Source organism: Pseudomonas asplenii, from assembly GCF_001293465.1.
GTDB classification, from domain to species: Bacteria; Pseudomonadota; Gammaproteobacteria; order Pseudomonadales; family Pseudomonadaceae; genus Aquipseudomonas; species Aquipseudomonas fuscovaginae_B.
The window spans coordinates 290510-315310 of sequence record NZ_JSYZ01000001.1 but is presented as its reverse complement, the minus strand read 5'-3'; the positions used below and the strand labels follow the sequence as shown (position 1 = coordinate 315310).

Below are 24801 nucleotides of genomic sequence, written 5' to 3'. Positions count from 1 at the left end.
CAGGTGAACGCGGCGCCGCAGGGCCTGGTGTCCCGCCCGGCGGCTGCGCGAGTGCTGGCTTGAACCTGATGCTGACGCCACCCGAATCGCCACAAGGCAATGACCTGGAAAGCAGTGCCGGGCGCGCGCATTTCCTGCGGGTATTCCTCTCCCAGCGTTCGCAGATGGAAGCCCTGGTCAGCCGCCGCGTCGGCTGTCGGGCGACGGCGGCCGACCTGGTGCAGGACCTGTTCCTGCGCTTCTGGCGCCGGCCGCTGGTGCAGGTGGAGGAGTTGAGCACCTACCTGCTGCGCTGTGCCGGCAACATTGCCATCGATCATCTGCGCAGCGAGGGGGCCCGGGTGCGAGTCAATGAAGGCTGGTTGCCCGAGCAGCCCACCGAGAGCCACGAGCCCGAGGCGGCCTTGGAAGCCGGCAATGACCTGCGGCATGTCGAAGCGGCGTTGCGGGCGCTGCCGGAGCGCACGCGGCAGATTTTCCTGCTGAACCGCATCCATGGGCGCAAGTACGCCGAGATCGCCCGGGCCATGGGGTTGTCCCAAAGTGCCGTGGAAAAACATATGATGCGCGCCCTCGAAGCCTGCAAGGCCAGCCTTCGTGATCCCCAGATACCGCGCACGCCAGGGAATGCCTCGAAATGAACCGCTCCAGCGTCCAGGTGACGCCCGCTCAGGAACAGGCCGCGCTGGTCTGGTTGAGCCGCTTGCACGACCAGCCCGGCAGCGCCGAGCAGGCGATGTTCAGCCGTTGGTTACAGGCTGATCCGGCCCATGCCGAGGCCTATGCCCAGGCCCAGGTGCTCTGGGAACTGAGTGAGGTGCCGGCCAGCCGCCTGGCGCAGGAAGAGGCCTTCGCCCTGCAGGGGTTGCTCAGGGAAATGGACCGTCCGCGTCGTAGCGTCTTGCGCCGCTGGTCCGGGCCGTTGGCAATGGCCGCTTGCCTGTTGTTGATGATCGCCATCGGCGCCGGTTGGCAGCCGCAGCGCTGGCTCGACGATCTGGGCGCGGATTATGTGTCGGCGCCGGGGCAGGTGCGTACGGTGACCCTGGCCGATCGCTCCGAGGTGACCCTGGACACCGACAGTGCCATCGCCGTGGATTTGCGCGGCGGCGAGCGGCATGTTCGGCTGCGTCGTGGTTCGGCGTTCTTCAGTGTCAGCCACACCGGCGAGCCGTTCGTGGTCGAGGCCAGGGGCGGCGAGGTGCGGGTACTGGGGACTCAGTTCGAGGTCCGCCTGCAGGGCGAGGGCGCGCGGGTCACCGTGCTGTCCGGGCGGGTCGGGGTTACGCCCGCTCAGGGCGCGGCGCAACAGGTGCTGACCGCCAACCAGCAGCAGGCCTATGCCGACGGCGCGGCGCAACCGCTGCAGACGGTGGACAGCGATCTGCAACTGGCCTGGCGCCAGGGCTGGCTGAACTACTCGAAGGCGCCGCTGGCCGAGGTGGTGGACGACCTGCGACGCTACTACCCGGGGCGCATCCTGCTGTTCAACGACGCCCTGGCGGCGCGGCGGATCAGCGGCAGTTTCCCCAATCGGGACCCGCAGGCGGTGCTGGATTCGCTGCAGGGCGTGCTGGGGTTCGAACAGCACAGTCTGCTGGGGCGGGTCATCGTGTTGCGCTGAGTGTCCTGGCCTGGACCTGAGCATCAGCCGCGGCTCCGGATAATCAAGCCATCACCCTGCGAGCCCTGAAAATATTTTCAAAAAGGAGGTGAGGTAAACCCGGACGTCATTCGTGTAGTGGGTGAAAGTGCGATGCATTCGCATCAACGGCTTATCTATACACGGGTCTCCAGCATGAAGTCCAAGGCAAAATCGGTGGCAGGCAATTCGGTCAAACAGTGGCTCGGCGCTTCGGCGCTGGCGGTTTCAGGGCTGGCCCTGTTGCCGTCGAGCGTGGTCCGGGCGGTTGAAGCGAGCACGCAGCAAAGTGCAGTCTTCAACTTTTCCATCGCCGCCAAGCCGCTGCCCCAGGCCCTGAACGATTTCAGCCGGGTCACCGGCCTGAGCGTGGTCTACACCGATGAGGCGCCCTACAACCTGCAGGCCCCGGCGGTCAGCGGTCAGTTGAGTGCCGAGCAGGCCATGCAGCGCCTGCTCGGCAACTCCGGTTTCACCTTCCGTCGTACCGACGAACACACCCTGGCCCTGGAGCCGCTGCCGACCGAAGGTGCGCTGAACCTCGGCGCCACCACCATCAACGGCAACCGCCCGAACGATGGGGGCGGCACCAGCTACCAGCCGCCGCAGGTCACCTCGATTGCCCGCTCCAGCGCCTCGCTGCAGGAGATCCCGCAGACCATCAACATCGTCCCGGCCCAGGTCATCCGCGACCAGACGCCGCGCAATCTGGACGATGCGTTGAGGAACATCAGCGGCATCACCCAGGCCAACACCCTCGGCAGCACCCAGGACGCGGTGATGATCCGTGGTTTCGGCGACAATCGTAATGGCTCGATCATGCGCGACAGCATGCCGGTGGTGCAGGGCCGTGCCCTGAACGCCACCACCGAGCGGGTCGAAGTGCTCAAGGGTCCGGCGTCGCTGCTCTACGGCATCCAGGACCCGGGCGGGGTGGTCAACCTGGTCAGCAAGAAGCCTCAACTGGAGCAGTACAATGCGGTGACGATCCGCGGCTCGACCTATGGCTCGGGCAAGAACGGCAGTGGCGGCAGCCTCGACAGCACCGGGGCGATCGGCGACAGCAACCTGGCCTACCGGATGATCGTCGATCATGAAGACGAGGATTACTGGCGCAACTTCGGCACCCACCGCGAGACCCTGATCGCACCGTCCCTGGCCTGGTTCGGCGACAACACCAAAGTCCTGTTCGCCTATGAACACCGCGAGTTCCTGACCCCGTTCGACCGTGGCACCGCCATCGACCCGAAGACCAACCATCCGCTGAATATTCCGGCCGACCGCCGCCTGGACGAGCCGTTCAACGACATGGAAGGCCGTTCCGATCTCTACCACTTCGAGGTCGACCACGACCTGAACGACAACTGGAAAGCCCACTTCGGCTACAGCTGGAACCGCGAGACCTATGACGCCAGTCAGGTGCGTACCACTTCGGTGAATGCCAACGGCACCCTGACCCGCAGCATGGACGGCACCCAGGGCGCACTGACCACCGACCGCTTCACCACCGCCAGCCTCGAAGGCAAGGTACAACTCGTCGGCCTGCAGCATGACCTGGTGTTCGGCGTGGATGACGAGTACCGCAAGGTCTACCGGGCCGAGCTGATCCGCCAGAACCAGCGCCGCGCGTTCAACTACCTCAATCCGGTGTATGGGCGTGAAGTGGAGGGAACCACCGTCAGCGCCAAGGACAGTGCCCAGACCGATCTGCTGCGCAGCGATGCCGTGTTCCTGCAGGACTCGATCCACCTCGATGACCAGTGGATCCTGGTCGCTGGCGGGCGTTTCGAGACCTTCGACGAATATGCCGGCAAGGGCCAGTCGTTCCAGGTCAACACCAATACCAACGGGCAGAAGTTCTCGCCACGTTACGGCCTGGTCTACCGCTACACCGACGAGCTGTCGTTCTATGGCAGTTACACCGAGTCGTTCAAGCCCAACTCGACCATTGCCCCGCTGTTCACCACCGGCACCCAGCGCCTGGTTCTCGACGGCTCGATCGATCCGGAAGAGTCCAAGTCCTGGGAACTGGGCGCCAAGCTCGACATGCCGGGCCGGGTGACCGCCACCGCGGCACTGTTCGATATCCACAAGCGCAACGTGCTGGTCACCGTCGCCGAAGGCGCGACCAACGTCTACAGCGTGGCCGGGGAAGTGCGTTCCCGTGGCCTGGAAATGGATGTCAGCGGCCAGTTGAGCGACCGCTGGAGCGTGATCGGCAGCTATGCCTACACCGATGCCCAGGTCACCCGGGATGCCAACTTCCAGGGCAACGACCTGCAGAACGTGGCGAAGAACAGCGGCTCGTTGTCGGCGGTTTACGACTTCGGCACGATCATCGGTGGCGACCAGCTGCGCGTCGGCGCCGGGGCCCGTTATGTCGGCGAGCGTGCCGGTGATGTGGCCAACACCTTCGAACTGCCGGGCTACACCGTGGCCGATGCCTTCGCGACCTATGACACCAAGGTCGAAGGGCAGAAGGTCAAGTTCCAGCTCAACGTGAAGAACCTGTTCGACAAGACCTACTACACCTCGGCGGCCAGCCGGGTCTTCGTCTCCATGGGGGATTCGCGGCAGGTCTCGCTGTCCAGCACCCTGGAGTTCTGAGCAGGTATACGGTTCGCCTGCCGGGTATCGCCGGCAGGCTGAGCCTTGCTTCACCCTCTGGCACCTTAACCGCAGCTGTCCGAGCGCTTCATGTCCCGGGAAAGCCGGCTATCCTGCATGGATTCCCGGGGCCCTGTTACCGCATAATTCCTTCTGTTGACTCGATAAGTACCTTCTCCTATGTGCCTCGTTGAGTGATGGGCCGCGCTTTGCCGCGCGGCTCTTCTGTGTCTGTGTCAATTGAAGTTGGGGCATTGGATGAATTGGCTACAAGGTTTCACCGGCAGGGGCGTCGTGGTCGTCTGCTGCGCATTGCTCGGGGCCTGTTCCAGCAAGGCGCCGCCAGCACCCGAGCCGGTGCGTACGGTTATCCTGCAGGCGGCGCAGTTGCCGTTGCCGCTGCCACGTTCGAATTTCTGCGCCGGGCTCGACAACACCCTGCGCAGCCCGGTCATGCAGGGGGCGGTGACCTCGCTGGTGGTGCGTGAGGCGGGCAGCGGCAGGCTGGTCTGCGAATACAACGCCCAAAGCCGGCTGGTGCCGGCTTCGAGCATGAAGCTGGTGACCACGGCGGCGGCCATGGACGTGCTGGGCGCCGACTTCCGTTTTTCCACCACCGTGCTGAGCACCGGCGTGCAGCAGGGTGGGCTGCTGGTCGGCGACCTGTACCTGCGCGGCAGCGGCGACCCGAGCATGCGTCAGGAGGATTACCAGGCCCTGGCGGCGGATCTCGCCCGCAAGGGCATCACCCGGGTGCGGGGCCGGCTGATCCTCGACGACACCGCTTTCGACCGCCAGCGCCTCGGGCTCGACTGGGACCCGGCGGATGAGCAGCAGTACTTCGCCGCGCAGATTTCCGCGTTGAGCGTGTCGCCGAATGCCGACTTCGATGCCGGCTCGATCCTGGTCAATGTGCGGGCCGCGGGTGTACGCCAGCCTCCACGGGTCAGTTTCACTCCAGAGAACCGCTACATGACCCTGGCCAATCGCGCGATCACCGGGCGTGGTGGTCCGCTGGTGGTCAGCCGGGCCTCCGGCAGCAACCTGCTGCAGATCAGCGGGGCCTTGCCCAAGGGCGCCGAGCGTGTGGTGCAGCTGAGTGTCTGGGAGCCGACCGGGCTGGTGGCCGACGTGTTCCGTAGCGCGCTGCTCCAGCGCGGTATCGTCGTCGAAGGTGGCAGCGTGCTGGGACTGACCACGCCAGCCCAGGCCCGGCCGCTGGCGGAGCACCAGTCGCCGGTGCTGGCGGAGCTGATGCCGCCGTTGCTCAAACTGTCGAACAACAACATGGCGGAAATCCTGCTCAAGGCCATGGGCCGCAAGACCGCCAACAGCGGCACGGCGGTGGCGGGCGCGGCGGCGGTGAGCGGTTTCCTGCAGCGCCAGGGCGTCTCGCCGGCCGGTTTGCAGCAGTTCGACGGTTCCGGCCTGTCCCGGCGTAACCAGGTGTCGGCGCGGACCCTCAGCGATCTGCTGCTGGCGGTGCGCAACCGGCCCTGGTTCAACGCCTGGTACGCGGCGCTGCCGGTGGCCGGCAACCCCGAGCGGATGGTCGGCGGCACCTTGCGCAAGCGTCTGCGCGGCACGGCGGCGGCGAACAATGTGCACGCCAAGACCGGCAGCATGCGTGGCGTGTCGTCGCTGGCCGGGTACGTCACCAGCGGCAACGGACAACCGCTGGTGTTCGCCATGTTGACCAACAACTACCGGGTGGGCGGCTGGGCGATCAAGGACATCGAGAACCAGGTGGTGACGGCGCTGGCCAACAAGACCGATTGAGCCCTGGTCTGTGGGGGCAGTCCAGGGAGCAGTGTTCGACCTTCAGTACAGAAATGCCTGCCGGTACTGGCCGGGCGTGGCCCCCAGTACCTGGCGGAAGCGGTTGGTGAAGTGGCTGGCACTGGCGAAACCGCAGGCCAGGGCGATCTCTCCGAGTGGCCGGGCACTGCCGCGCAACAGCACCCGCGCCCGTGCCAGGCGGCGCGCCAGGACATACTGGTGGGGCGGCAGGCCGAAGCTGTGGCGGAACATCCGCGCGAAGTGATATTCGGACAATGTACATAACCCGGCCAGCTCGCCAAGGCTCAACGGCTGTTCCAGCCGGTGGTCGATGTAGTCCACCAGCAGGCGCCGCTGATGCGCGGCCAGCCCGCCCTTGAGCCGCAATCCCTGGCGCAGGCCGACCTGGTTGAGCAGCGCATGATCGAGCAGGTCATGGGCCAGGCTGCTGCCAAGCAGGCGTTCCGCCGGTTCGTTCCAGTCCAGCCCGATCAGTTGGCGAAAGCGGCGGGCCTGCTGCGGGTCTTCGAGAAAGGTGTGCTCCTGCAACTGCAGTTCACGCGGCTCGCGGTCCAGCAGGGTGACGCAACCGAGGGCGAACTGCTCCGGGCTGAAGTACAGGTGCGCCAGCCGGATGCTGCCGTTGATCACCCAGCCGGACTGGTGTTCGGCCGGCAGGATGCACAGCTTGTCCGGGCCGCCCTTGGTCTCGGGCCGGCCACGGCGGAAGGTGCCGGTGCCACCGGCGAGGTAGCAGGACAGGGTGTGATGGCCGGGCGCCTCGTAATCCTGGGCATCGTGGTGGTTGCTCCAGATGGCGGCCGCCAGCCCGTCGCCCAGCTCGGCGCTGTGTTCCAGGCGCGAATGGGGCGAGCGGTTGAGGGCTTGAAAGACTTGCAGGGTATCCAGTGCGGACATGGTCTGTTCTCCAACGTCTCGCATGCTACTCCCTCGCGGGCCGGCTGCCAGCCCCAGGCGATGACCGTCGCGACAAAAGCGCAAGTTTATGCAAGCGCGAGCCTGCGCCATGGCCGCAGACTGGGCCGGACTTTCAGGAGCCCGCACCATGAACCTCTTTCTCTATCTGCTCACCGTACTGATCTGGGGTACCACCTGGATCGCCTTGAAACTGCAACTGGGCGTGGTGGCGATTCCGGTGTCGATCGTCTATCGCTTCGGCCTGGCGGCGCTGGTGCTGTTCGTCATGTTGCTGCTCAGCCGGCGCCTGCAGCCGATGAACCGGCGGGGTCACCTGATCTGCCTGGCCCAGGGCCTGTGCCTGTTCTGCCTAAATTTCATGTGTTTCCTCACCGCCAGCCAGTGGGTTCCCAGTGGCCTGGTGGCGGTGGTGTTTTCCACCGCGACCTTGTGGAATGCCCTGAACGCCCGGGTATTCCTCAGGCAGCGGATCGCCCGTAACGTGCTGCTGGGCGGCGCCCTGGGCCTGCTGGGGCTGGGCCTGCTGTTCTGGCCCGAACTGTCCGGGCACAGCGCCGGCCCGCATACCGCGCTGGGCCTCGGCCTGGCGTTGCTCGGTACCCTGTGCTTCTCGGCCGGCAACCTGCTTTCCAGCCTGCAGCAGAAGGCCGGGCTCAAGCCACTGACCACCAACGCCTGGGGCATGCTCTACGGCGCGGCGATGCTCGGCACCTACTGCCTGCTCAGCGGCATTCCCTTCGCCATGGAGTGGAACACCCGCTATATCGGCTCGTTGCTGTACCTGGTGATTCCGGGCTCGGTGATCGGTTTCACCGCCTACCTGACCCTGGTCGGTCGCATGGGGCCGGAACGGGCCGCGTACTGTACGGTGCTGTTCCCGCTGGTGGCGCTGAACGTCTCGGCCTATGCCGAGGGTTACCACTGGAGTGCCCCGGCACTGCTCGGGCTGCTGACGGTGATGGCCGGCAACGTGCTGGTGTTCCGCAAGCCCGCTGCCCCACGGCCTGCGGTGGCGGTGAAGACAGCATGAGCCCGGTCGGCGTGATACCCGGCTAACGCCCGGCGACCGTCGCGGTTTTCTAGGCTGGCGTTTTCAACGCTTGCCAGGGAGGCCGAATGAGCCCGCCGGAACCACCATCGCCAACCACCGCGTTACTCCCAGCCGATATCGCTGCGGGCGTCGACCCGCAGCTCGACGCCTTCGTCGCCCGCCAGAACCCGGGCCTGCATTCCCGTGACAGTTGGGCCCGGCAGCAGGTCCTCGACCATATCACCCAGACGTTCCAGGCTTCCATGGGCCCGCTGAACGAGAGGGAGCAGCGCACCTGGCTCGGTCTTTTCCATTCATTGAACGCGACCGGAAATGCCCTGGATACCGAGAGCCGGCGTCTGCTCGACGAGTTCGAACAGAACGGTCTGCGCGAGTTGCGCAAGTGGCTCAAGCAGATCAGCCGCCTGGACCTCGACCCGCAAACCACCTATCTGCACACCGCCTATGCCCTGGATCCGCAGACGCCTGGCAGCTTGCCATCGATCTTCAAGCGGGCACTCGATACCAGTAGCGTGACGGTCGTGGAGGTGGCGACGCTGTCGCTGTGGGACGCCGCACGCCTGAACTTCGCCTTCTTCGACTTCCCTGAAGTGAAAGGCCGCTGGATCAGCCATGACCAGGGGGCAGAGAGTGTCAGCAAGTACGGTCTGCTCGAGGTGGACGATTTCATCCGCATCGTCCGGGAACTGAACCTGGGCGCCGACCTGCGCCAGCGGGTCGAGAAGGCCCTGGCTCCCGATGCCGGGCTGAGCCGGGCGATCAGCGCGCACATGCACGACCTGTTCCGCTTCAACCTCTATGACGCGCCACGCAATGCCAACAACAGCGGCCTGAGCCGGGAACTGTTCGACGCCTTGCGCGATGCGCTGGAGCTCGGCCTGCCCTGGCTGAAGGTCGAGCATGTGTCGCTCAAGCTGCCGGACTCGCTGCCGGGCCGTATCGCCGAGGTGGAATTCACCATCGAGGAGGCGATCCTGCAGCTGTTTTCGTCGAGTCCTTCGGACCACGGGCGTTTCCATTTGCCGCTGCTGATCATCCGGGTCCCCGGGGTGGTCGGGCTGTACAGCTATTGTGCCGAACGGCCGGGCGGGGTGCTGCGTCACCACGTGTCGCAGGCGACCTTCGAACATGAGTTCAAGGCCCTGCTCCAGGTCGACAACGCCCGCGGACAACTGGGCTGGCTGATCTCCTCGCTGTCCTTCGAGCAGCAGGGCCGGCTCTGGCCACTGCTCGATCCCGAGCACAAGCCAGAGGGCCTGAACTGGGCCGCCGGGAAACTCTACGACGCCTTTCACTGGGTGTTTCCGGTCCGGACCCTGGATGACCTGGAGTTTGCCTACCAGCCCACCGGGCAGGATCCACAGCAGGCGTTGAGCACGTTCTACAGTTGGCGTTTTCGCGTCAATGTCGAGGCGATGGCGGTGTCCAAGGGGCAACAGGATTGGCGGGCGGTCAAGGAGGGGGTGATCACCTTCATGCACCATTTGCTCGACCTGTTGCTGACGCCGGTGCCGGGAGGGCTGGGCAGTATCGGCCGGATCGTCACGGCTGCCCTGGGCATGAATCTGGTGATGGAGCTGTACGAAGGGATCGAGCAGGCCGGGCAGGGTCATCCGGAAAGCCTGCTGCAGGCTGGGCTGGAAATCGGCAGCCTGTTGCTGATGGGCGGCTTGCATGGCTATGCCGGGCGCCTGGCTTCGCGACACATTGCCAGCGAGTTCGCCCAACTGGACCGGTACCGCATGGTGCCGGGTGGGAGCACGGTCACCCGCCTGTGGAAAGACAGCCTGATTCCTTATGCGCGCAAGCGTCTCGAACTGGCCTCGGTGTTCGATGGCGACGGGCTGGGCCGCCAGGGTGGCAAGCTGTATGGCCAGGCCAGGGAGAACGATCAGGAACTGACGGTCGAGCTGCAGTACGACAAAATCCTGCCGGGTTATCGGGCGGTCCCGGCCGACCCTGCGGCATTTCATCCGCCGATGGCCTACGATCCCGAGTCCCGGCGCTGGTCGGTGTCCCTCGACGACAGTCGAACGCTTTCGGATACCCGCCTGCTCGAGCGCATGGTCGCTCTGAAAGGGGGGACCCCGGAGCAGTTGCGGCGGGTTCTGGAGACCAGTGGCGTTTCCCGCGAGCATCTGGACCAGGTCTGGTCGGGGCAACTGCCGCAACCGGCGCTGGTTGAAGCGCTGGAGCGTTTCGAGGTCGAGCAGGGGATCGCCGGGATCGTGGCCGCCGACGAAGAGCAGGGCCTGCTGTCGCCCATGTCCCAGCGCGTGCTGTTCTGCCTCTTGCCTCACTTGTCACTCTGGCCCGAGGACCTTTGCCTGCGGGTTCATGACAGCAACGGCGAACTGCAGCAGGTTTATGGCCGGCGCCAGCGCCTGGGCATGTTCAGTCGCTCGGTGAAAATCAGGCAACTGGCGCAGGGCGGTTTCGTCGAGCATTCCGGGGTGAGCGGCGCGGCGATGACCACCCTGGCCCATGAAGCCGGCGTGCTCGACCTGATCCTCGGCCTGTTGCCTGGCGAGACACTGATCGGCGGCATGGAGCCGGTGGTACGACGTGTGCTGGTGGGCGAGGTGCGTCTTCAACTCGGCGTGATGGCGCGTGAGCGTTCGGCAGAACTGTTCGAAGCTCTGGGCATGTATTCGGGCTGGTTGAAGATCGATGCTGGCACCAGTACCCATGCCTCGAGCAGCGGCGCCATCGGCTACCTGCCGGTGTTCCTCGGCGGCATACCGCATTCGGTGGTGACCCTGCGCCTGTTGTATCCACACCTGTCGTTGCCCAGGCTGGCGCAGTTCCTGCGGGACAATCCGCTGTCGTCGACGCAGGTCGGGGAGTTGCTGGACGCTCGACGTGTGCCTTATCGGCTGCGCTACAGCCTGGATCGCGAGCAGCAGTTCAGCGTCCTGGGACGTGTGCTGGATGGCATTCGCCAGGTGCGTTCGTTCCATGAGTCAACGGATGCCTGGTTGCAATGCATCGCCGACGACTTTCTCCATGATCGCCTGGGCAGGGGCCTGAGGTGGGTCGAGGGTGACAGTGCGGCCTTGCCCGTGGCGGACCGGTTGTCGCTGCGTCGATACGGGCAAGGCGCCTACTCCACGTTGCAGGCACGCCACCAGCCGAACGTCGACCTGTCGGTGCCGAGCCAGAGTTTCTATCTGGCACTGGCCGCGTCGCTCTCGACGCGGGAGCAGGGACTGCTGGGGATGTCTTCGCCGCAGGACATCCAGTCGCTGCGCGACGGCATCTTTGCCTATCTGCTGACGTTGCGTCGGGAGGACGGCAGCCTGGGCCTGCGGCTGGAACAGTATGCGCGCCCGCTTCCGGTCAACCCCCTTGCGGTGGCGGCTGTGCCAGGGTTGTACACGCTGGATCGGCGTTGGCTGGTACGCCTTGGCGAAGACTTTCATGAAGTCGAATGGGATGGTTTGTTCGGTGAGTGGCGGGGGCGGCACCCGACGGCCATGGGCGCCTATGGGCCCTTGCTGGAACACAATGGGCGCGGCGGCTGGTGGCATGAGTTCGAGCAGCCGTTGGCCTGGAGCGCGGAGCGGGCGCTGCGGCGCCTGCTGGGGGACGGCCCGGAGCTTTCCGAGAGTCTGGTCCGCCAGGTGCTGGGCACCAGTGGGGTGCCGGACAGCCTGCCCGGTCGGCTGCTGTTCGAGAACCAGGTGCCGGTGCCGCTGCTGGACGAGGTCAGCCGGCACTTCGGCCTGGCCCGCCCGCCGGCCCGTGCTGAGGCCTCCAGTGAACTCGCGCCCTTGGTGAGCGTTGTCCGGGAGCAGTTTCCGTCACTGAGTGAGGAACTGGCGCAGGCCATGCTGGAGCAGGCGGAGTCGTCCGAATGCCGGCTGATTCGCGAGTCCCGGCGGCTGCCGCTGGGGTTGGCCGAGGAGGCCCGCTACCTGAGTGGCGAGATCGACGTCTGCCGGCTGTACGAGAGCCTGTGCCTGCCCACCGAGAGAACCGACGTCAACGATACGTTGCTGTTGCAGTTGCTCGAACATTTGCCCGGTTGGGAGCCGAGCCTGCGGATCGAGTTGCGCCGCGATACGGCGGCCGGTCCGTTGATCGCCCGTGTCGGGGTCGATACGGCCATGACTCGCCGGATACTGGTCAAGAGCGATGCGGGTTATGAATCGTTCGCCATGGAGCGCGATGGTGCCCGCAGCCTGGCGACGGTTCATGAGGATCCGTTTTCCGCCGTGCTGCTGGCCTTGCCGCAATTGCGGCGTACCACTCTGGGGATCGCTCATCTCGGCGAGACGGTCGAGCAGGATCTGAAAAGGGTGATGTTCCAGAGGGCGGCAAGTGATCGCAATCAGCTCAGGCGCCTGCTCGGACAATCTCCGGTCATGCCCTGGGCCCACCTGCCGCAACGCCTGGTGCGCCTGGTCGGTGGCACGCTGGGCTATCCGCTGACCGGACGGGCAAGAGCGAGCGGCTATCCGCCCGGCCTGCTCAGAAAGCTCAGGGGGCTCTATCGCGGTTGTAGCGATGCGCAGTTGTTCAGCATTCTGGCGGACCTGGGCCGCACGACCGAGGAACGCACCCGGGCTGTCGAGGGGCTGCAGGCCGAGTATCGCCGGCTCAGGAAGGAACTGGCTGCCTGGGTGGCTGCACCGCTGCTCTATGAGCCCGAGTCTTTCTCTGTCGATAGCCGGGTCGTCCCGCGTCGGGAGATTGCCCGGCGTATCCGGCGCTGCTGGCGTCGCCAGAGCACCGGGGCGCAATCGCCGTTGTCCTACGTGTTGGTGCTCGACGGCCTGGAAGTCGAGGATCTGCCGGAGCTGAATGCCGATTTCAGCCATGTCACGCTGCTGTCGATGAACAACATGGGACTGGAAGGCGTTCGCTACCTGAGCCGGTTCCTGAGAAGCTTCACCGGGCTGACCACCTTGCGCATGGAGCGTAGCGGCTTGAGCAGCCTGCCCAACGGTATCTCCCAGTTGCAGAAGCTGCAGGTGCTGTCGCTGGAGAACAACCGCGTGCGCCTGATCCGGGGTACTGCACGGGAGCTGGAGGGATTGACGCAACTGCTCGAACTCAATCTCAATGGCAACCCGCTGGCCGTGCTCCCCGATTTTGCCAGCCTGCAGCGTTTGCGGGTGCTGCGGCTCAGTCACACCGGTATTCACGAATGGCCCCCCGGATTGCTTGGGCTCAGGGATCTGGTGAGGGTTGAGCTGCGGATGAACACCATCAGCGATCTGCCGGTGCAGTTGTTCAATGGGAACGATCAGCTCTGTCATGGGACCGATCTGTCGGGTAATCCACTGTCCTCCCAGGCACTCAGTGCGATTCTCAACTACCGGCAACGGCATGAGCAGCAGGTGAACTTCGGCATTGAGGACCTGCCGGTATCGTCCACGTTCGGGATCGACCGTTGGGCGGTGGGTGGCGAAAAGACCCCGCACAGGATCGCACTGTGGCGTCAGCTCAGGGATCTGCCGGGGGCGGACGTGTTCTTCCTGCTGTTCGAGCGCATGAGCTCCCCGCCGACCTTCTTCAGTGTGCACTATCAGGGGGCGCGCAACGATCTGAGTGCGCGGGTCTGGCGAGTGCTCGAGGTGGCCTCGCAGAGCCTGAGCCTGTGCAACCGGTTGTTTCAGATCGAGGGGCACTGGCGTTATTCGGGGTCCACCAGTTACCAGATTTTCAACCGCCTGGAGTTTGCCGTGAATTGCCACGAGGCCTTGAAGCTGGAGCCGCAGGCCGCCGAGTCCCGCTTGCTGACACTGTTGAGAGGGCAGTTCCGCCTGGAGGCCATGCGCCTGGCAAGCACTGTCCGGCATACGTCGCCGCTTTTCTGGTATCGGGCCTACTATGATGCACTGGCGCGGGACCTGGCCTTGCCCGACCAGTTCAATGGCCTGTTCAGCACCAGCCCGGTACGGCTCAGCCCACGACAGATCGAAGAGATGAAGGCGCAGGTGCTGAGCCAGGAGCTTGCCGTGCAGTCTCCCCAGTCACCGGTCACCGATCCGTCACGGATGTTGCTGAGTGAGGTACTCGAAGAGTTGCCCGAGGAGGTTGCGCCGGAGCCGCCCGAGGTGTTGCCCGAGTACCTGCCCCAGGAGGATGCCATGCCGGTCGAGGATGGCAGTTCTGCGCTGGTGCGGTTCCTGGTGAGCAACGATGTCTGGAGCAATTTCCTGATTCATGCCCATGACGCCGATTTTCAACGGGTCTTCGGCAAGCTGCTGGCGTACGACAGCCATCCGGAAGACAACGAGTATCGCCTGCTCTGGCGTACCCGGATGAGCCAGTTCCAGTACAACACGCGGCGTTCGGTCTGGGTCAGGTACTGGACCATCCGGGCACTGCTCAAGGAGGGGGTATCGGCCCTGGGCAGTGCCTGAGGCCGATCGGTCGCAAACGCCTCAGCCTTTCCAGACCTGCGGGTTGACCAGGTCCTGCGGGCGCTCGCCGAGCAGGGCGCTGCGCAGGTTGGCCAGCGCCCGGTTGGCCATGGCTTCGCGGGTTTCATGGGTGGCCGAGCCGATATGCGGCAGGGTCACGGCATTCTTCAACTGGAACAGGGGCGATTCGGCCAGCGGCTCCTTCTCGTAGACATCCAGCCCGGCACCGCGCAGGGTGCCGGCCTGCAGCGCCTGGATCAGTGCCGGCTCGTCCACCACCGGGCCGCGGGAGATGTTCACCAGGATCGCCCCCGGTTTCATCAGGCCCAGCTCACGCTCGCCAATCAGATGGCGGGTCTTCTCGCTGAGCGGCACCACCAGCACCACGAAGTCGGCTTCGGCCAGCAAGGCGTCGAGGCTGCGGTACTGGGCCCCCAGTTGCTGCTCCAGCTCGGTCTTGCGGCTGTTGCCGCTGTAGAGAATCGGCATGTTGAAACCGAAGTGGCCGCGGCGGGCGACGGCGGCGCCGATATTGCCCAGGCCGACGATACCCAGTGTCTTGCCATAGACGTCGGTGCCGAACAGGTCCGGGCCGATGGTGGCTTTCCACTGGCCGGCCTTGGTCCAGGCATCCAGCTCGGCCACCCGGCGAGCGGTGCTCATCAGCAGCGCGAAACCGACGTCGGCGGTGCTTTCGGTGAGCACGTCGGGGGTATTGGTGAGCATGATCCCGCGTTCGCTGAGGTAGGCCACGTCATAGTTGTCGTAGCCGACCGAGACACTGGAAACCACTTCGAGCCTGTCGGCGTTTTCCAGCTGGGCGCGGTCCAGCTTGCGCCCGACACCGATCAGGCCGTGGGCATGGGGCAGGGCTTCGTCGAACTGGGCACTGAGATCGCCAAGCTTGGGATCCGGGACTATCACCTCGAAATCCTGGCGCAGTTGCTCGACCATGGCAGGGGTGATGCGGCTGAAGGCAAGTACGGTTTTTTTCATCGCGAAGCTCATCGAACGGCGGGGATAGCAAGCACGCTATCATTTTTCGCCGGGGGGCTGTAGGGGCGAGTAAGGCTTGAGGGCCCCTTCGCGGGCAAGTCGGATCGCCGCACCGCCGGCTCCTACAGGTCATCAGTCGCTTGCGGATTTGTGGTTCGACACGGACCTTGTAGGAGCGTGGCTTGCCCGCGAAGGGGCCCTCAAGCCTGCACACAATCCTGGGCTCTTCCACCGTCTCAGGTCGCCAGGCGTACGCTGCTCAGTTCATAGGCGGCCAGCTCGGCCTGGTGGGCGGCGAGGATTTCCGGCAGCGAGCCGCGCAGGTACTCGACCCAGGTCTTGATCTTGGCATCCAGGTACTGCCGCGATGGATAGATCGCGTACAGGTTCAGTTCCTGGGAACGGTACTCGGGCATCATGCGCACCAGGCTGCCGTTGCGCAGGCCTTCGATGGCCGCGTACACCGGCAGTACGCCGACGCCCATGCCGCTGGTGATCGCGGTTTTCATCGCGTCGGCGGAGTTCACCAGGAACGGCGAGCTGGACAGGGTCACCGCCTCCTGGCCATCCGGGCCGTTGAAGGTCCAGTTGTCCAGGGCCGTTACCGGGCTGACCAGGCGCAGGCAGGCGTGGTTGAGCAGTTCGCTGGGCTTGCGCGCGCAGCCGTTGGCCTTCACGTACTCGGGCGAAGCGCAGACGATGCTGTAGGTGATGCCCAGCCGTTGCGAGACGAAACCCGAGTCGGGCAGCTCCTTGGCGAGCACGATGGACACGTCGTAGCCCTCGTCCAGCAGGTCCGGCACGCGGTTGGCCAGGGTCAGGTCGAAGGTCACGTCCGGGTGGGTCTTGCGGTAGCGGGCAATCGCATCGATCACGAAATGCTGGCCGACCCCGGTCATGGTGTGCACTTTCAGCAGCCCGGCCGGCCGCGCATGGGCGTCGCTGGCTTCGGCCTCGGCTTCCTCGACGTAGGCCAGGATCTGTTCGCAGCGCAGCAGGTAGCGCTTGCCGGCCTCGGTCAGGGCGATACGGCGGGTGGTACGGTTGAGCAGGCGGGTTTGCAGGTGGGCTTCCAGGTTGGAGACCGCGCGCGAGACGTTGGCCGTCGTGGTGTCCAGTTGTACGGCGGCGGCGGTGAAGCTCCCGGCTTCGGCCACGCAACTGAAGGCGCGCATGTTTTGCAAAGTGTCCATGGGGCTCTCTCTGGGGCGATGGCAAATTGTGACACGAAGTAACAGGGCGATGTGCAGCTTGTCTCCGCCCGAATGTGGCGCTTTTGCGCCATCGGCTTCATTCGACCCGCCAGGCGCTCTTCACCTCGGCGTCATAGTAGTCGTCGATGTAGGCGAAAAACACCTCTTTCAGGGCTTCCCGGGCCTGTTGCAGGTGGTGCTCGTCCGGGGTGTCGCGGGCGGCCCTGGCGGCCTGGAACAGGCTATCGACGACGTGCCTTCCCGGCGGTGAAATGCGCCTCCTGATTTCTGCGAGTTCCTGAACGATCAGCGTCTTTTCGCCGCCATTGGCAATATTGTCCAGCAGCTTGTCGAAGGCGTTCGCATGCTTGTGAACATACCCGTCCCACCAGTCGATGTCGGCCTGCGCGCGATTGCCCAGTTTGCCCAGGGCGAGCGGTAGCAACAGGTCCAGCGACTGGCTGCCCAGCTGTTCCTCGAGCAGGCTGTGCAGATGGCCGCCGAGGCCGACCTCGACCGTCAGCGGGGTGGGGGTATCGATGGTCCGATTGACATTGTCGGTTTGCGTGAGGAGTTTCTGGCTCAACAGCAACACCGGTTTCCCCTCCTTGATCTTCAGCGAGAACGTCGCCGAGACGCCATGTTGCTGATACACCACCGTGCCGGCGATCAGCGCCACGATAGGCGCCGGGTCGAAGCCGTTGACGCCGAGCCGGGACAGGCCGCTCGAGACCAGGTTCTGCAGGCTTTCCAGGCTGTTGAACTGGCCGTTGAGCGTAAGGTCCAGGTAGGTCCCGCTCAGGTGCGGGTCGTCGTCCTTGACCGACGACAGGCTGAGTTTCACCGAGGTTTGCGCACTGGCACCGGCGGCGACCTTGAGTTTCGCTTCGGTGGTGATACTCCGGGTTTCGGTGTCGGCCTTGGCCGTATGGATCTTCAGGCTGTCCGGGCGCAGCAGCAGCGCATGCTCCGTGAACTGCTGGCGGATGGCCCGGTCCTCTTCCGAGCGTTCAGCGATATCGTTGCTGATCTTGAGATGGATGTAGTGGTTGGCCAACTCCCGGGAGCGGCTGTCGACTGCCTCTGTGAGCTCTTTTCGCTTGCGGGAGTCCAGATTGCGCAGTACCGCGCTGGTCAGTTGCTCGCTGCTGTTGGCGACATGTTCGTCTATGGCGCTGATTAATTGCTGCGCTGTGGTGTTGTCGCTGTGTGTTTTATCAAGGCGCGTTCTGGCGAGCTCCGGGTAGCTGTCATGCAACCCGATGATATCCATCGCCTGGTTTTTCGTGGTGTGCAGGATGTCCGCCTTTACCGTCGCCCCCAGCGTGACGACGCCCAGGCCATCGAATTCGGCGCTACCGGTCAGGGCAACCCGCGTGCCGCGTTCGATCTGGAACGGCTGGGCCTTGGGGCTGTGTCGCTCGAACCCCGGCGAGGCGAGGCCGTTTTCCCGCAGCTTTTTTTCCAGGTAGAGCTGGCTCTGGGCGGCAAGCCGGATGTTGCGCTTGTAGTGGTTGCAACTGGCGAACAGGTTGCGGCTCTGGGTGAGCATGTCGCGCTTGGAGCCGTTCCACCAGGTCCATTTGGAGCGGCTGCGGGCATTGGCATAGGCGTCGATATCGCCGTACTTGCGGACGGTGGACTTCTCGACCGACACACCTGCCTGTGCCGAGGCCACTCTGGCTGACAACTTTGCCGTCACCCCCGCGCTGACGCTGGTGGTATCCCTGATGATGCGGCCCTGGGTGGTGCTCAGTCCCGTGGACAGCTCCATGCCTGGCACGATACTGGCCATGCCCGGTACCCCCATGCCCACTCCCAGCCGGGTCTGGTTACCCAGTGAGCCACCCTCGGCCACCGTGGCCCGGCTTTTGGCCAGGGCCTGGTCCAGCACGGTTTTGCTGCGCTGGTCGCGGCTGGCACGAAACTGCCATTTGAGCATCCGGCACAGGTCGCGTTGCTCCTCGTGCTCCTGGCGTTGTGGTTCGGCGCCGGTGCGGGCGAGTTCGTCAAATGATTGCTGGGCCGCCTTGAAGTACTCGTAGCAGGCCTGTGCCTCCTTTTTGCCGAGGCTGGCCGGGTCGGGGGCGCCGCTGGTGCGCGACAGCAACTGTCGGTAGAGCTTTTGCTGGGTGGCACGCCGGGCAGGCGGGCTGTCTGCCAGCTTTTCCAGGAAGTGATGGGAAAGCGTGCCAACGGTTGTCGGGGGGCGGTCCTGACTGGCAGGGGCCGCTTGGACGCCTTGCAGGTGTTGCGTGAGGTCCTGCGGGGACGGGTTCAGCGACGGGGCTTCGTCGTGGTACGAGTCCATGCGGGTGAAGCTGAGCAACCTGGGGGCTGCAGGATCGCTGGGAAACAGGGCCTGCTTGTTTTGCACCGCGCTGGAGAGCTTCATGGTTCGTCACTCCGGCGCCTGGCAGCGTCGCAGGAAAAAATCGCAGGCGTCGAGGATGCCGGTCCTTTCGCCCAGGCAGGGTTCGACGAACAGGGCCTTGACCGCCTGGTCGCGGAACCAGGTATCGAACAGCAGCATCACGGGGGCATCGGGGCCCTGGACGATAAAGTCGGGCGAGCCACTACCGGCCGGTGCATCGGGGCGGGCGAGCATGAGCAGCAGTCTTGGCCGGTCGTACTCCAGCCAGAGCCGGTGCTGATCCCAATCGGTGGCGAGTTGGAAGTAGTCGGCCGGCGGATCCGGCAGTTGGCGGCTCAGAAGGCGGATGAAGTCATCACGGATGGCTTCGGACATGGTGAGCGTCCTGTTTCAGTCGGCGGAGTGTTTGGCGGCACTGGAGAGGTTGAAGAAGGTGGTCAGTTCTCTCAGTACCTGTTCCGGGGAGTGGGCCGGGCGGATCAGCCCCCTGACGACGGGTGTCGTCTCCTGGCAGTCGATGCTCATGTGGCTGCGGCACAGGCTCAGGTTGAGCTGTTGCCAGTGCCGTACCGCGATGTGCCCGACGCCCTGCAATGCCCGGCTGACCCGGTAGCCGTCGGCGTACTCGAGGGTGCAGGGATCGCCATCCAGAGTCAGCAGGTGCAAGCGGTCTTCCCGCCGTTCGACCGCGATTCGCAAGTCGTCGAGCAGGCAGTGTTGCAATGCATCCAGGGGATCGGGAGGGGCGAGGGAGCGGTAAAGACCACAGCGCTTGCGTAGTTCGAGAGACAGATTCATGGAATGCCTCTGACTTGTGTTTTTTATTGTCAGTCCGGTGACAACGTCGATATGGATTCAGACTGGCATGGCGGTTGGGTCGCCAATATCACAATGCGCTCATGGACCGGGTCGCTCCGGCACGTCATTTCGCCATCGCCTGCGACGGATTATCGCGGGAACGGTAACAAATATTCGCAGGAATCCACGCTTATCGCCGTGCCGGGCGCCCCCTAGAATTGCCGCTCCAAAGCTTCTCCATCCATGTCGGGAATTCGCAGCAGTGCCGCGTCGCATCAGCAGAGAGTTGAAGACTCTCAGTGTTTGGGCTTTATCCTTGGCTATCAGCGGCTGCATCGGAACCGGAGGAATTGCCCCACAAGGCAAGAGCCTCGCCGCCAACACCCTTTCCACCGACGAAGCGATCCGCAGCGCCGCGCGCGATGCCCACTGGCCGACAGCCCGTTGGTGGCAGGCCTATGGCGATCCGCAACTCGACCAATGGCTCGACCTGGCCCTGCAAGGCAGCCCGAGCCTGGCCATGGCCGCCGCCCGGGTGCGCCAGGCGCGGGCCCTGGCCGGTCTGGCCGAATCGGCCGAGGCGCTGCAGGTCAACGGCCAGTCGACCCTCAAGCGCCACAAGTGGGCCACCGATCCGTTCTACGGGCCCGGTGATTTGGCTGGCTCCAACACCTGGGACAACAATGCGGCCCTTGGCCTGAGCTATTCCCTCGACCTCTGGGGCCGCGAGAGCAACGCGACCGAACGCGCCGTGGACCTGGCACACATGAGTGCCGCCGAGGAGCGCCAGGCCCGCCTGGAGTTGCAGGGCAACATCGTGCGGGCCTACATCCGGTTGTCGCTGCATTACGCCCAGCGCGATATCGTCGAGGCGACCCTGACCCAGCAGACGCAGATTCTCGACCTGGCACAACGCCGCCTGGCAGGCGGCATCGGTACCCAGTTCGAAGTCAGCCAGGCCCAGGCGCCGTTGCCGGAAACCCACCGCCAGCTCGATGCGCTGGACGAGGAAATCGCCCTGAGCCGCAACCAGCTGGCGGCCCTGGCCGGTTTCGGTCCGGGCGAGGGCGCGCGCCTCAAGCGTCCATCGCTGTCTCTGCGCACCGCACTGAAACTGCCGTCGGCCCTGCCGGTCGACCTGCTCGGCCAGCGCCCCGATGTGGTCGCCAGCCGCTGGCAGGTCGCGGCCCAGGCCCGCGGCATCGACGTGGCCCATGCCGGTTTCTACCCCAACGTCGACCTGGTCGGCAGCCTCGGCTACATGGCCACCGGCGGCGGCATGCTGGAGTTCCTGGCCGGGAAGAAATTCAACTACAGCGTCGGCCCGGCGATCTCGTTGCCGATCTTCGATGGCGGCCGCCTGCGTGCCGAACTGGGCGAAGCCACGGCCGGCTACGACATCGCCGTGGCTCATTACAACCAGACGCTGGTCAATGCCCTCAAGGGTATTTCCGATCGATTGATCCGCCGCGAGTCGCTGGACAAGCAGCAGGCCTTTGCCGCCGAGTCGGTGGCGGCGGCGCAGAAAACCTACGACCTGGCGATGATCGCCTACCAGCGCGGCCTCACCGACTACCTCAATGTGCTCAATGCGCAGACCCTGCTGTTTCACCAGCAGCAGGTCGAGCAGCAGGTCCAGGCCGCGCGCCTGAGTGCCCACGCCGAGCTGGTCACCGCCCTGGGCGGTGGCCTCGGTGCAGGCAACGATGTACCGGCGCCGGAGCGCAGCATGCCGTCCAGACCACCCGCCGTAATGGCCGCCTTCGATCACTGAGAATCGCCCCATGACTCCCTTGCCCGCCCCGGTGCGCTGGCTGTACTCCCTCGAATGGCGTCGCGGTTTCTTTGACTGGGCGCGTAGCGATGGCGTGACCTGGGTCTATATCTTCAAGGTCCTGGCCGCCGCCTTCCTGACCCTCTGGCTGGCCATGCGCCTGGAGTTGCCGCAGCCGCGCACGGCGATGATCACCGTGTTCATCGTCATGCAGCCGCAGAGCGGCCACGTGTTCGCCAAGAGTTTCTATCGCCTGCTCGGCACCCTGGCCGGCTCGGCGATGATGGTGTTGCTGATCGCCCTGTTCGCGCAGAACACCGAGCTGTTTCTTGGCGCCCTGGCGATCTGGGTCGGGGTCTGCTCGGCCGGTGCGGCGCGCAACCGCAACTTCCGCGCCTACGGTTTCGTCCTCGCCGGCTACACCGCGGCGATGGTCGGCCTGCCGGCCCTGGCACACCCGGAAGGGGCGTTCATGGCGGCGGTGTGGCGGGTGCTGGAGATCGCCCTGGGGCTGGTCTGCTCGACCTTCGTCAGCGCCGCGATCCTGCCGCAGAGCGCCAGTGCGGCGATGCGCAACGCGCTCTACCAGCGCTTCGGCGCCTTTGCCGGGTTCGTCAGCAGCGGCCTGCGTGGCCCCCATGCCAGCGCGGCGTTCGAAACCGCGAACATCGGTTTCATCGCCCAGGCCGTGGGCATAGAGGGCCTGCGCAGCGTCACCGTCTTCGAAGATCCGCACATGCGTCGGCGCAACGGTCGCCTGAACCGGCTGAACAGCGAGTTCATGGCCCTGACCACCCGCTTCAATGCCCTGCACCAACTGCTGGAGCGCTTGCGCGCTGACCAGGCCCCGACGGTGTTCGCCTTGATCGAGCCGGGCTTCCGGGGCCTGGCCGAACTGCTCGACGGTTTTGCCGGGCGCGGCCTGACCGACGCCGATGCCGCACGCCTGGCGCAGCAACTGGCCGACTACAAGGCGAGCCTGCCGGAGCAGGTGCGCAGCCTGCGTTCGGCGTTCCTGGAGCGCGAGCCGGACGAAGCCGACCTGCTGGATTTCCACACTGCCTTCGAACTGCTCTACCGCTTCGTCGAGGAACTGCACAGCTATGCGTTGACCCACGCGTCCCTGGCCGACCACCGCCACGAACGCGAGCAGTGGGACGAATCCTTCGTGCCCAAGACCAACTGGCTGGCGGCCTCGGCGTCGGGCCTCCGGGCCGCGTTCATCCTGCTGGTGCTCGGCAGTTACTGGGTCGCCACCGCCTGGCCGAGCGGGGCGACCATGACCCTGATCGCCGCCGCCACGGTCGGCCTGTCGGCCGCGACCCCGAATCCCAAGCGCATGTCGTTCCAGATGGCCTGCGGGACCTTTCTCGGCGCGCTGATCGGCTTTGGCGAGATGTTCTTCGTGTTCCCCTGGATCGACGGCTTCGCGCTGCTGTGCCTGGTGCTTGCCCCGGTGTTCGTGCTGGGCGCCTTCCTCGCCTCGCGCCCGGCCTACATGGGAGTGGGGGTCGGCCTGCTGATTTTCTTCAGCACCGGCTCGGTCCCGGACAACCTGACGGTCTACAACCCCTACACCTTCATCAACGACTACATCGGCATGGTCATGGGCATGCTGGTCTGCGCGGCGGCGGGCGCGATCATCCTGCCGCCCAACAGCCGCTGGCTCTGGCAGCGGCTGGAGCAGGACCTGCGCGAGCAGGTGGTGTTCGCCATCAGCGGCAAGCTCAAGGGCCTCGGTTCGGCCTTCGAAAGCGGTACCCGCGACCTGCTGCACCAGGCCTACGGTTTCGCCGCGGGCCAGCCGCAGGTGCAGAGTTCGCTGTTGCGCTGGATGTTCGTGGTGCTGGAGGTCGGCCACGCGATCATCGAGCTGCGCAAGGAACAGGCGATCCTGCCGGTGCATCCGGCCTATGCCGAATCGCAGCCGTGGCGCCAGTCGATCCGGGTCATGGGCCGCTCGCTGATGCGCCTGTTCATCCAGCCGGGCGCCAGCAACCTGGAGCGCGCACTGGTGGCGGTGGACCACGCCATCAGCCGGGTCCAGGCCACCGACGAACCCTTTGCCCGCCACTTCGACACCTCGGTGCTGCGCCGGGTGCAGAGCTACCTGCACTTCATCCGCACCTCGCTGCTGGACCCGCGTTCGCCGCTGGCGGCCCTGGGCCACCCACAAGGAACTGCCCATGCTTCGTGAAATCGCCTTCCACGGCCTCTACCTGCCGACCGTGACCCTGGTGTTCCTGGTGGCCGCCGGGGTGGGCTGGGCACTCGACCGCTTCATCGCCAGCCATGACCTGTACCGCTTCTTCTGGCATCCGGCGCTGCTGCGCCTGAGCCTGTTCAGTTGCATCTTCGGCGCCCTGGCGCTCACTGTTTACCGTTGAGAACGACCCGATGAAAAAGCTCTTCAGCCTGCTCGCCACCTTGCTGGTCCTGGCCCTCGCGATCTGGATCGGCCGGCTGCTGTGGGTGCAGTACATGGAAACCCCCTGGACCCGCGACGGCCGGGTACGCGCCGACATCATCAACGTCGCGGCGGACGTCACCGGCGAGGTGGTGGACGTGCCGGTGCGTGACAACCAGGTGGTGAAGAAGGGCGACCTGCTGATGCAGATCGACCCCGAGCACTATCGCATCGCGGTCAAGCAGGCGCAGTCGCTGGTGGACTCGCGCAAGGCCACCTGGGAGATGCGCAAGGTCAATGCCCATCGTCGCGCCGACCTGGACAACATGGTGATTTCCAAGGAAAGCCGCGACGATGCCGGCAACCTCGCCGACGCGGCCCTGGCCGACTACCAGCAGGCCCAGGCGCAACTGGAGGCGGCACAACTGAACCTGGCACGGACCCAGGTGCGCGCGGCGGTGGACGGCTACGTCACCAACCTCAACGTGCACCGCGGCGACTATGCGCGCATGGGCGAGGCGAAGATGGCGGTGGTCGACATGAACTCGTTCTGGGTCTACGGCTTCTTCGAGGAGACCAAACTGCCCCATGTGAAGGTCGGCGACCCGGCGGACCTGCAACTGATGAGCGGCCAGGTGCTCAAGGGGCACGTGGAAAGCATTTCGCGGGGTATCTACGACCGCGACAACCCCGAGAGCCGCGAACTGATCGCCGACGTCAACCCGACCTTCAACTGGGTACGCCTGGCCCAGCGGGTGCCGGTGCGGATTCACATCGACGAGGTGCCGGACGGTGTCTTGCTGGCGGCGGGGATCACCTGCACGGTGGTGGTCAAGCCGACCGCGCAGTGACCTGGGGCAGCGGCAG

General features: G+C 65.2%; 16 protein-coding genes. 10 read left to right on the top strand and 6 right to left on the bottom strand.

The features are described 5' to 3' along the window. Nucleotides 1-68 precede the first annotated feature (68 nt). From PF66_RS01440 to dacB, 4 genes are all read left to right on the top strand, one after another. The gene (locus PF66_RS01440) at nucleotides 69-641 is read left to right on the top strand and encodes an RNA polymerase sigma factor (protein WP_081006049.1); all 573 of its coding nucleotides are present in this window, start codon (nucleotides 69-71) and stop codon (nucleotides 639-641) included. Further along, entirely contained in the window at nucleotides 638-1624 is a 987-nt protein-coding gene (locus PF66_RS01435) for a FecR family protein (protein ID WP_054061718.1), read from the top strand. The genes PF66_RS01440 and PF66_RS01435 overlap by 4 nt, the downstream gene beginning before the upstream one ends. A gap of 174 nt (nucleotides 1625-1798) precedes the next feature. Further along, nucleotides 1799-4249 (top strand): TonB-dependent siderophore receptor, encoded by a 2451-nt coding sequence (locus PF66_RS01430; protein WP_054061717.1) that lies wholly within the window; start codon nucleotides 1799-1801, stop codon nucleotides 4247-4249. Nucleotides 4250-4507: 258 nt separating this feature from the next. Next, the gene (gene dacB / locus PF66_RS01425) at nucleotides 4508-6028 is read left to right on the top strand and encodes a D-alanyl-D-alanine carboxypeptidase/D-alanyl-D-alanine endopeptidase (RefSeq protein ID WP_054061716.1); all 1521 of its coding nucleotides are present in this window, start codon (nucleotides 4508-4510) and stop codon (nucleotides 6026-6028) included. Nucleotides 6029-6070: 42 nt separating this feature from the next. Here the strand turns inward: dacB and PF66_RS01420 are convergent, their stop codons facing one another. Beyond that, nucleotides 6071-6946, bottom strand: coding sequence for a helix-turn-helix domain-containing protein (locus tag PF66_RS01420; protein WP_054060420.1), 876 nt, complete (start codon nucleotides 6944-6946; stop codon nucleotides 6071-6073). 148 nt (nucleotides 6947-7094) lie between these two features. Between PF66_RS01420 and PF66_RS01415 the strand changes: the two genes are divergently transcribed. Next, on the top strand, nucleotides 7095-7997 hold the full coding sequence (locus PF66_RS01415) for a DMT family transporter (RefSeq protein WP_054060421.1): 903 nt from the start codon (nucleotides 7095-7097) through the stop codon (nucleotides 7995-7997). Nucleotides 7998-8083: 86 nt separating this feature from the next. Next, nucleotides 8084-14392, top strand: coding sequence for an NEL-type E3 ubiquitin ligase domain-containing protein (locus tag PF66_RS01410; RefSeq protein WP_054061715.1), 6309 nt, complete (start codon nucleotides 8084-8086; stop codon nucleotides 14390-14392). Between the two features lie 21 nt (nucleotides 14393-14413). Here the strand turns inward: PF66_RS01410 and PF66_RS01405 are convergent, their stop codons facing one another. The 5 genes from PF66_RS01405 to PF66_RS01385 all read right to left on the bottom strand — a co-directional run bounded on the left by PF66_RS01405 (nucleotide 14414) and on the right by PF66_RS01385 (nucleotide 19753). After that, nucleotides 14414-15388, bottom strand: a complete 975-nt coding sequence (locus PF66_RS01405; RefSeq protein WP_054061770.1) for a 2-hydroxyacid dehydrogenase — start codon at nucleotides 15386-15388, stop codon at nucleotides 14414-14416. A gap of 236 nt (nucleotides 15389-15624) precedes the next feature. Beyond that, nucleotides 15625-16581: a LysR family transcriptional regulator gene (locus PF66_RS01400; RefSeq protein WP_054060423.1), complete on the bottom strand. Its 957-nt coding sequence runs from the start codon at nucleotides 16579-16581 to the stop codon at nucleotides 15625-15627. 97 nt (nucleotides 16582-16678) lie between these two features. Then, entirely contained in the window at nucleotides 16679-18976 is a 2298-nt protein-coding gene (locus PF66_RS01395) for a hypothetical protein (RefSeq protein ID WP_241494273.1), read from the bottom strand. A 6-nt stretch (nucleotides 18977-18982) separates the two neighbouring features. Continuing rightward, nucleotides 18983-19330, bottom strand: a complete 348-nt coding sequence (locus tag PF66_RS01390) for a hypothetical protein (RefSeq protein ID WP_054060424.1) — start codon at nucleotides 19328-19330, stop codon at nucleotides 18983-18985. 15 nt (nucleotides 19331-19345) lie between these two features. Then, nucleotides 19346-19753: a hypothetical protein gene (locus PF66_RS01385; protein ID WP_054060425.1), complete on the bottom strand. Its 408-nt coding sequence runs from the start codon at nucleotides 19751-19753 to the stop codon at nucleotides 19346-19348. 262 nt (nucleotides 19754-20015) lie between these two features. On the opposite strand from PF66_RS01385, the gene PF66_RS01380 reads away from it, so the two are divergent. The 4 genes from PF66_RS01380 to PF66_RS01365 are packed head-to-tail and all read left to right on the top strand — an operon-like array spanning nucleotide 20016 to nucleotide 24785. Beyond that, entirely contained in the window at nucleotides 20016-21527 is a 1512-nt protein-coding gene (locus tag PF66_RS01380; RefSeq protein WP_054061714.1) for an efflux transporter outer membrane subunit, read from the top strand. A gap of 10 nt (nucleotides 21528-21537) precedes the next feature. Then, nucleotides 21538-23724, top strand: coding sequence for an FUSC family protein (locus PF66_RS01375; protein ID WP_054061713.1), 2187 nt, complete (start codon nucleotides 21538-21540; stop codon nucleotides 23722-23724). Then, the gene (locus PF66_RS01370; protein WP_010445139.1) at nucleotides 23714-23914 is read left to right on the top strand and encodes a DUF1656 domain-containing protein; all 201 of its coding nucleotides are present in this window, start codon (nucleotides 23714-23716) and stop codon (nucleotides 23912-23914) included. Before PF66_RS01375 ends, PF66_RS01370 begins: the two co-directional genes overlap by 11 nt. Before the next feature lie 10 nt (nucleotides 23915-23924). Beyond that, nucleotides 23925-24785 carry an efflux RND transporter periplasmic adaptor subunit gene (locus PF66_RS01365; protein ID WP_054060197.1) on the top strand — a complete coding sequence of 287 codons (861 nt, stop codon included), beginning with the start codon at nucleotides 23925-23927 and terminating at the stop codon, nucleotides 24783-24785. The last annotated feature ends 16 nt before the right edge of the window (nucleotides 24786-24801 follow it).

Bases quoted from the DNA above. Each gene is read 5' to 3' on its own strand.
- PF66_RS01440 (WP_081006049.1), top strand. From the start codon at position 69: ATGCTGACGCCACCCGAATCGCCACAAGGCAATGACCTGGAAAGCAGT.
- PF66_RS01435 (WP_054061718.1), top strand. From the start codon at position 638: ATGAACCGCTCCAGCGTCCAGGTGACGCCCGCTCAGGAACAGGCCGCG.
- PF66_RS01430 (WP_054061717.1), top strand. From the start codon at position 1,799: ATGAAGTCCAAGGCAAAATCGGTGGCAGGCAATTCGGTCAAACAGTGG.
- dacB (WP_054061716.1), top strand. From the start codon at position 4,508: ATGAATTGGCTACAAGGTTTCACCGGCAGGGGCGTCGTGGTCGTCTGC.
- PF66_RS01420 (WP_054060420.1), bottom strand. From the start codon at position 6,946: ATGTCCGCACTGGATACCCTGCAAGTCTTTCAAGCCCTCAACCGCTCG.
- PF66_RS01415 (WP_054060421.1), top strand. From the start codon at position 7,095: ATGAACCTCTTTCTCTATCTGCTCACCGTACTGATCTGGGGTACCACC.
- PF66_RS01410 (WP_054061715.1), top strand. From the start codon at position 8,084: ATGAGCCCGCCGGAACCACCATCGCCAACCACCGCGTTACTCCCAGCC.
- PF66_RS01405 (WP_054061770.1), bottom strand. From the start codon at position 15,388: ATGAAAAAAACCGTACTTGCCTTCAGCCGCATCACCCCTGCCATGGTC.
- PF66_RS01400 (WP_054060423.1), bottom strand. From the start codon at position 16,581: ATGGACACTTTGCAAAACATGCGCGCCTTCAGTTGCGTGGCCGAAGCC.
- PF66_RS01395 (WP_241494273.1), bottom strand. From the start codon at position 18,976: ATGAAGCTCTCCAGCGCGGTGCAAAACAAGCAGGCCCTGTTTCCCAGC.
- PF66_RS01390 (WP_054060424.1), bottom strand. From the start codon at position 19,330: ATGTCCGAAGCCATCCGTGATGACTTCATCCGCCTTCTGAGCCGCCAA.
- PF66_RS01385 (WP_054060425.1), bottom strand. From the start codon at position 19,753: ATGAATCTGTCTCTCGAACTACGCAAGCGCTGTGGTCTTTACCGCTCC.
- PF66_RS01375 (WP_054061713.1), top strand. From the start codon at position 21,538: ATGACTCCCTTGCCCGCCCCGGTGCGCTGGCTGTACTCCCTCGAATGG.
- PF66_RS01370 (WP_010445139.1), top strand. From the start codon at position 23,714: ATGCTTCGTGAAATCGCCTTCCACGGCCTCTACCTGCCGACCGTGACC.
- PF66_RS01365 (WP_054060197.1), top strand. From the start codon at position 23,925: ATGAAAAAGCTCTTCAGCCTGCTCGCCACCTTGCTGGTCCTGGCCCTC.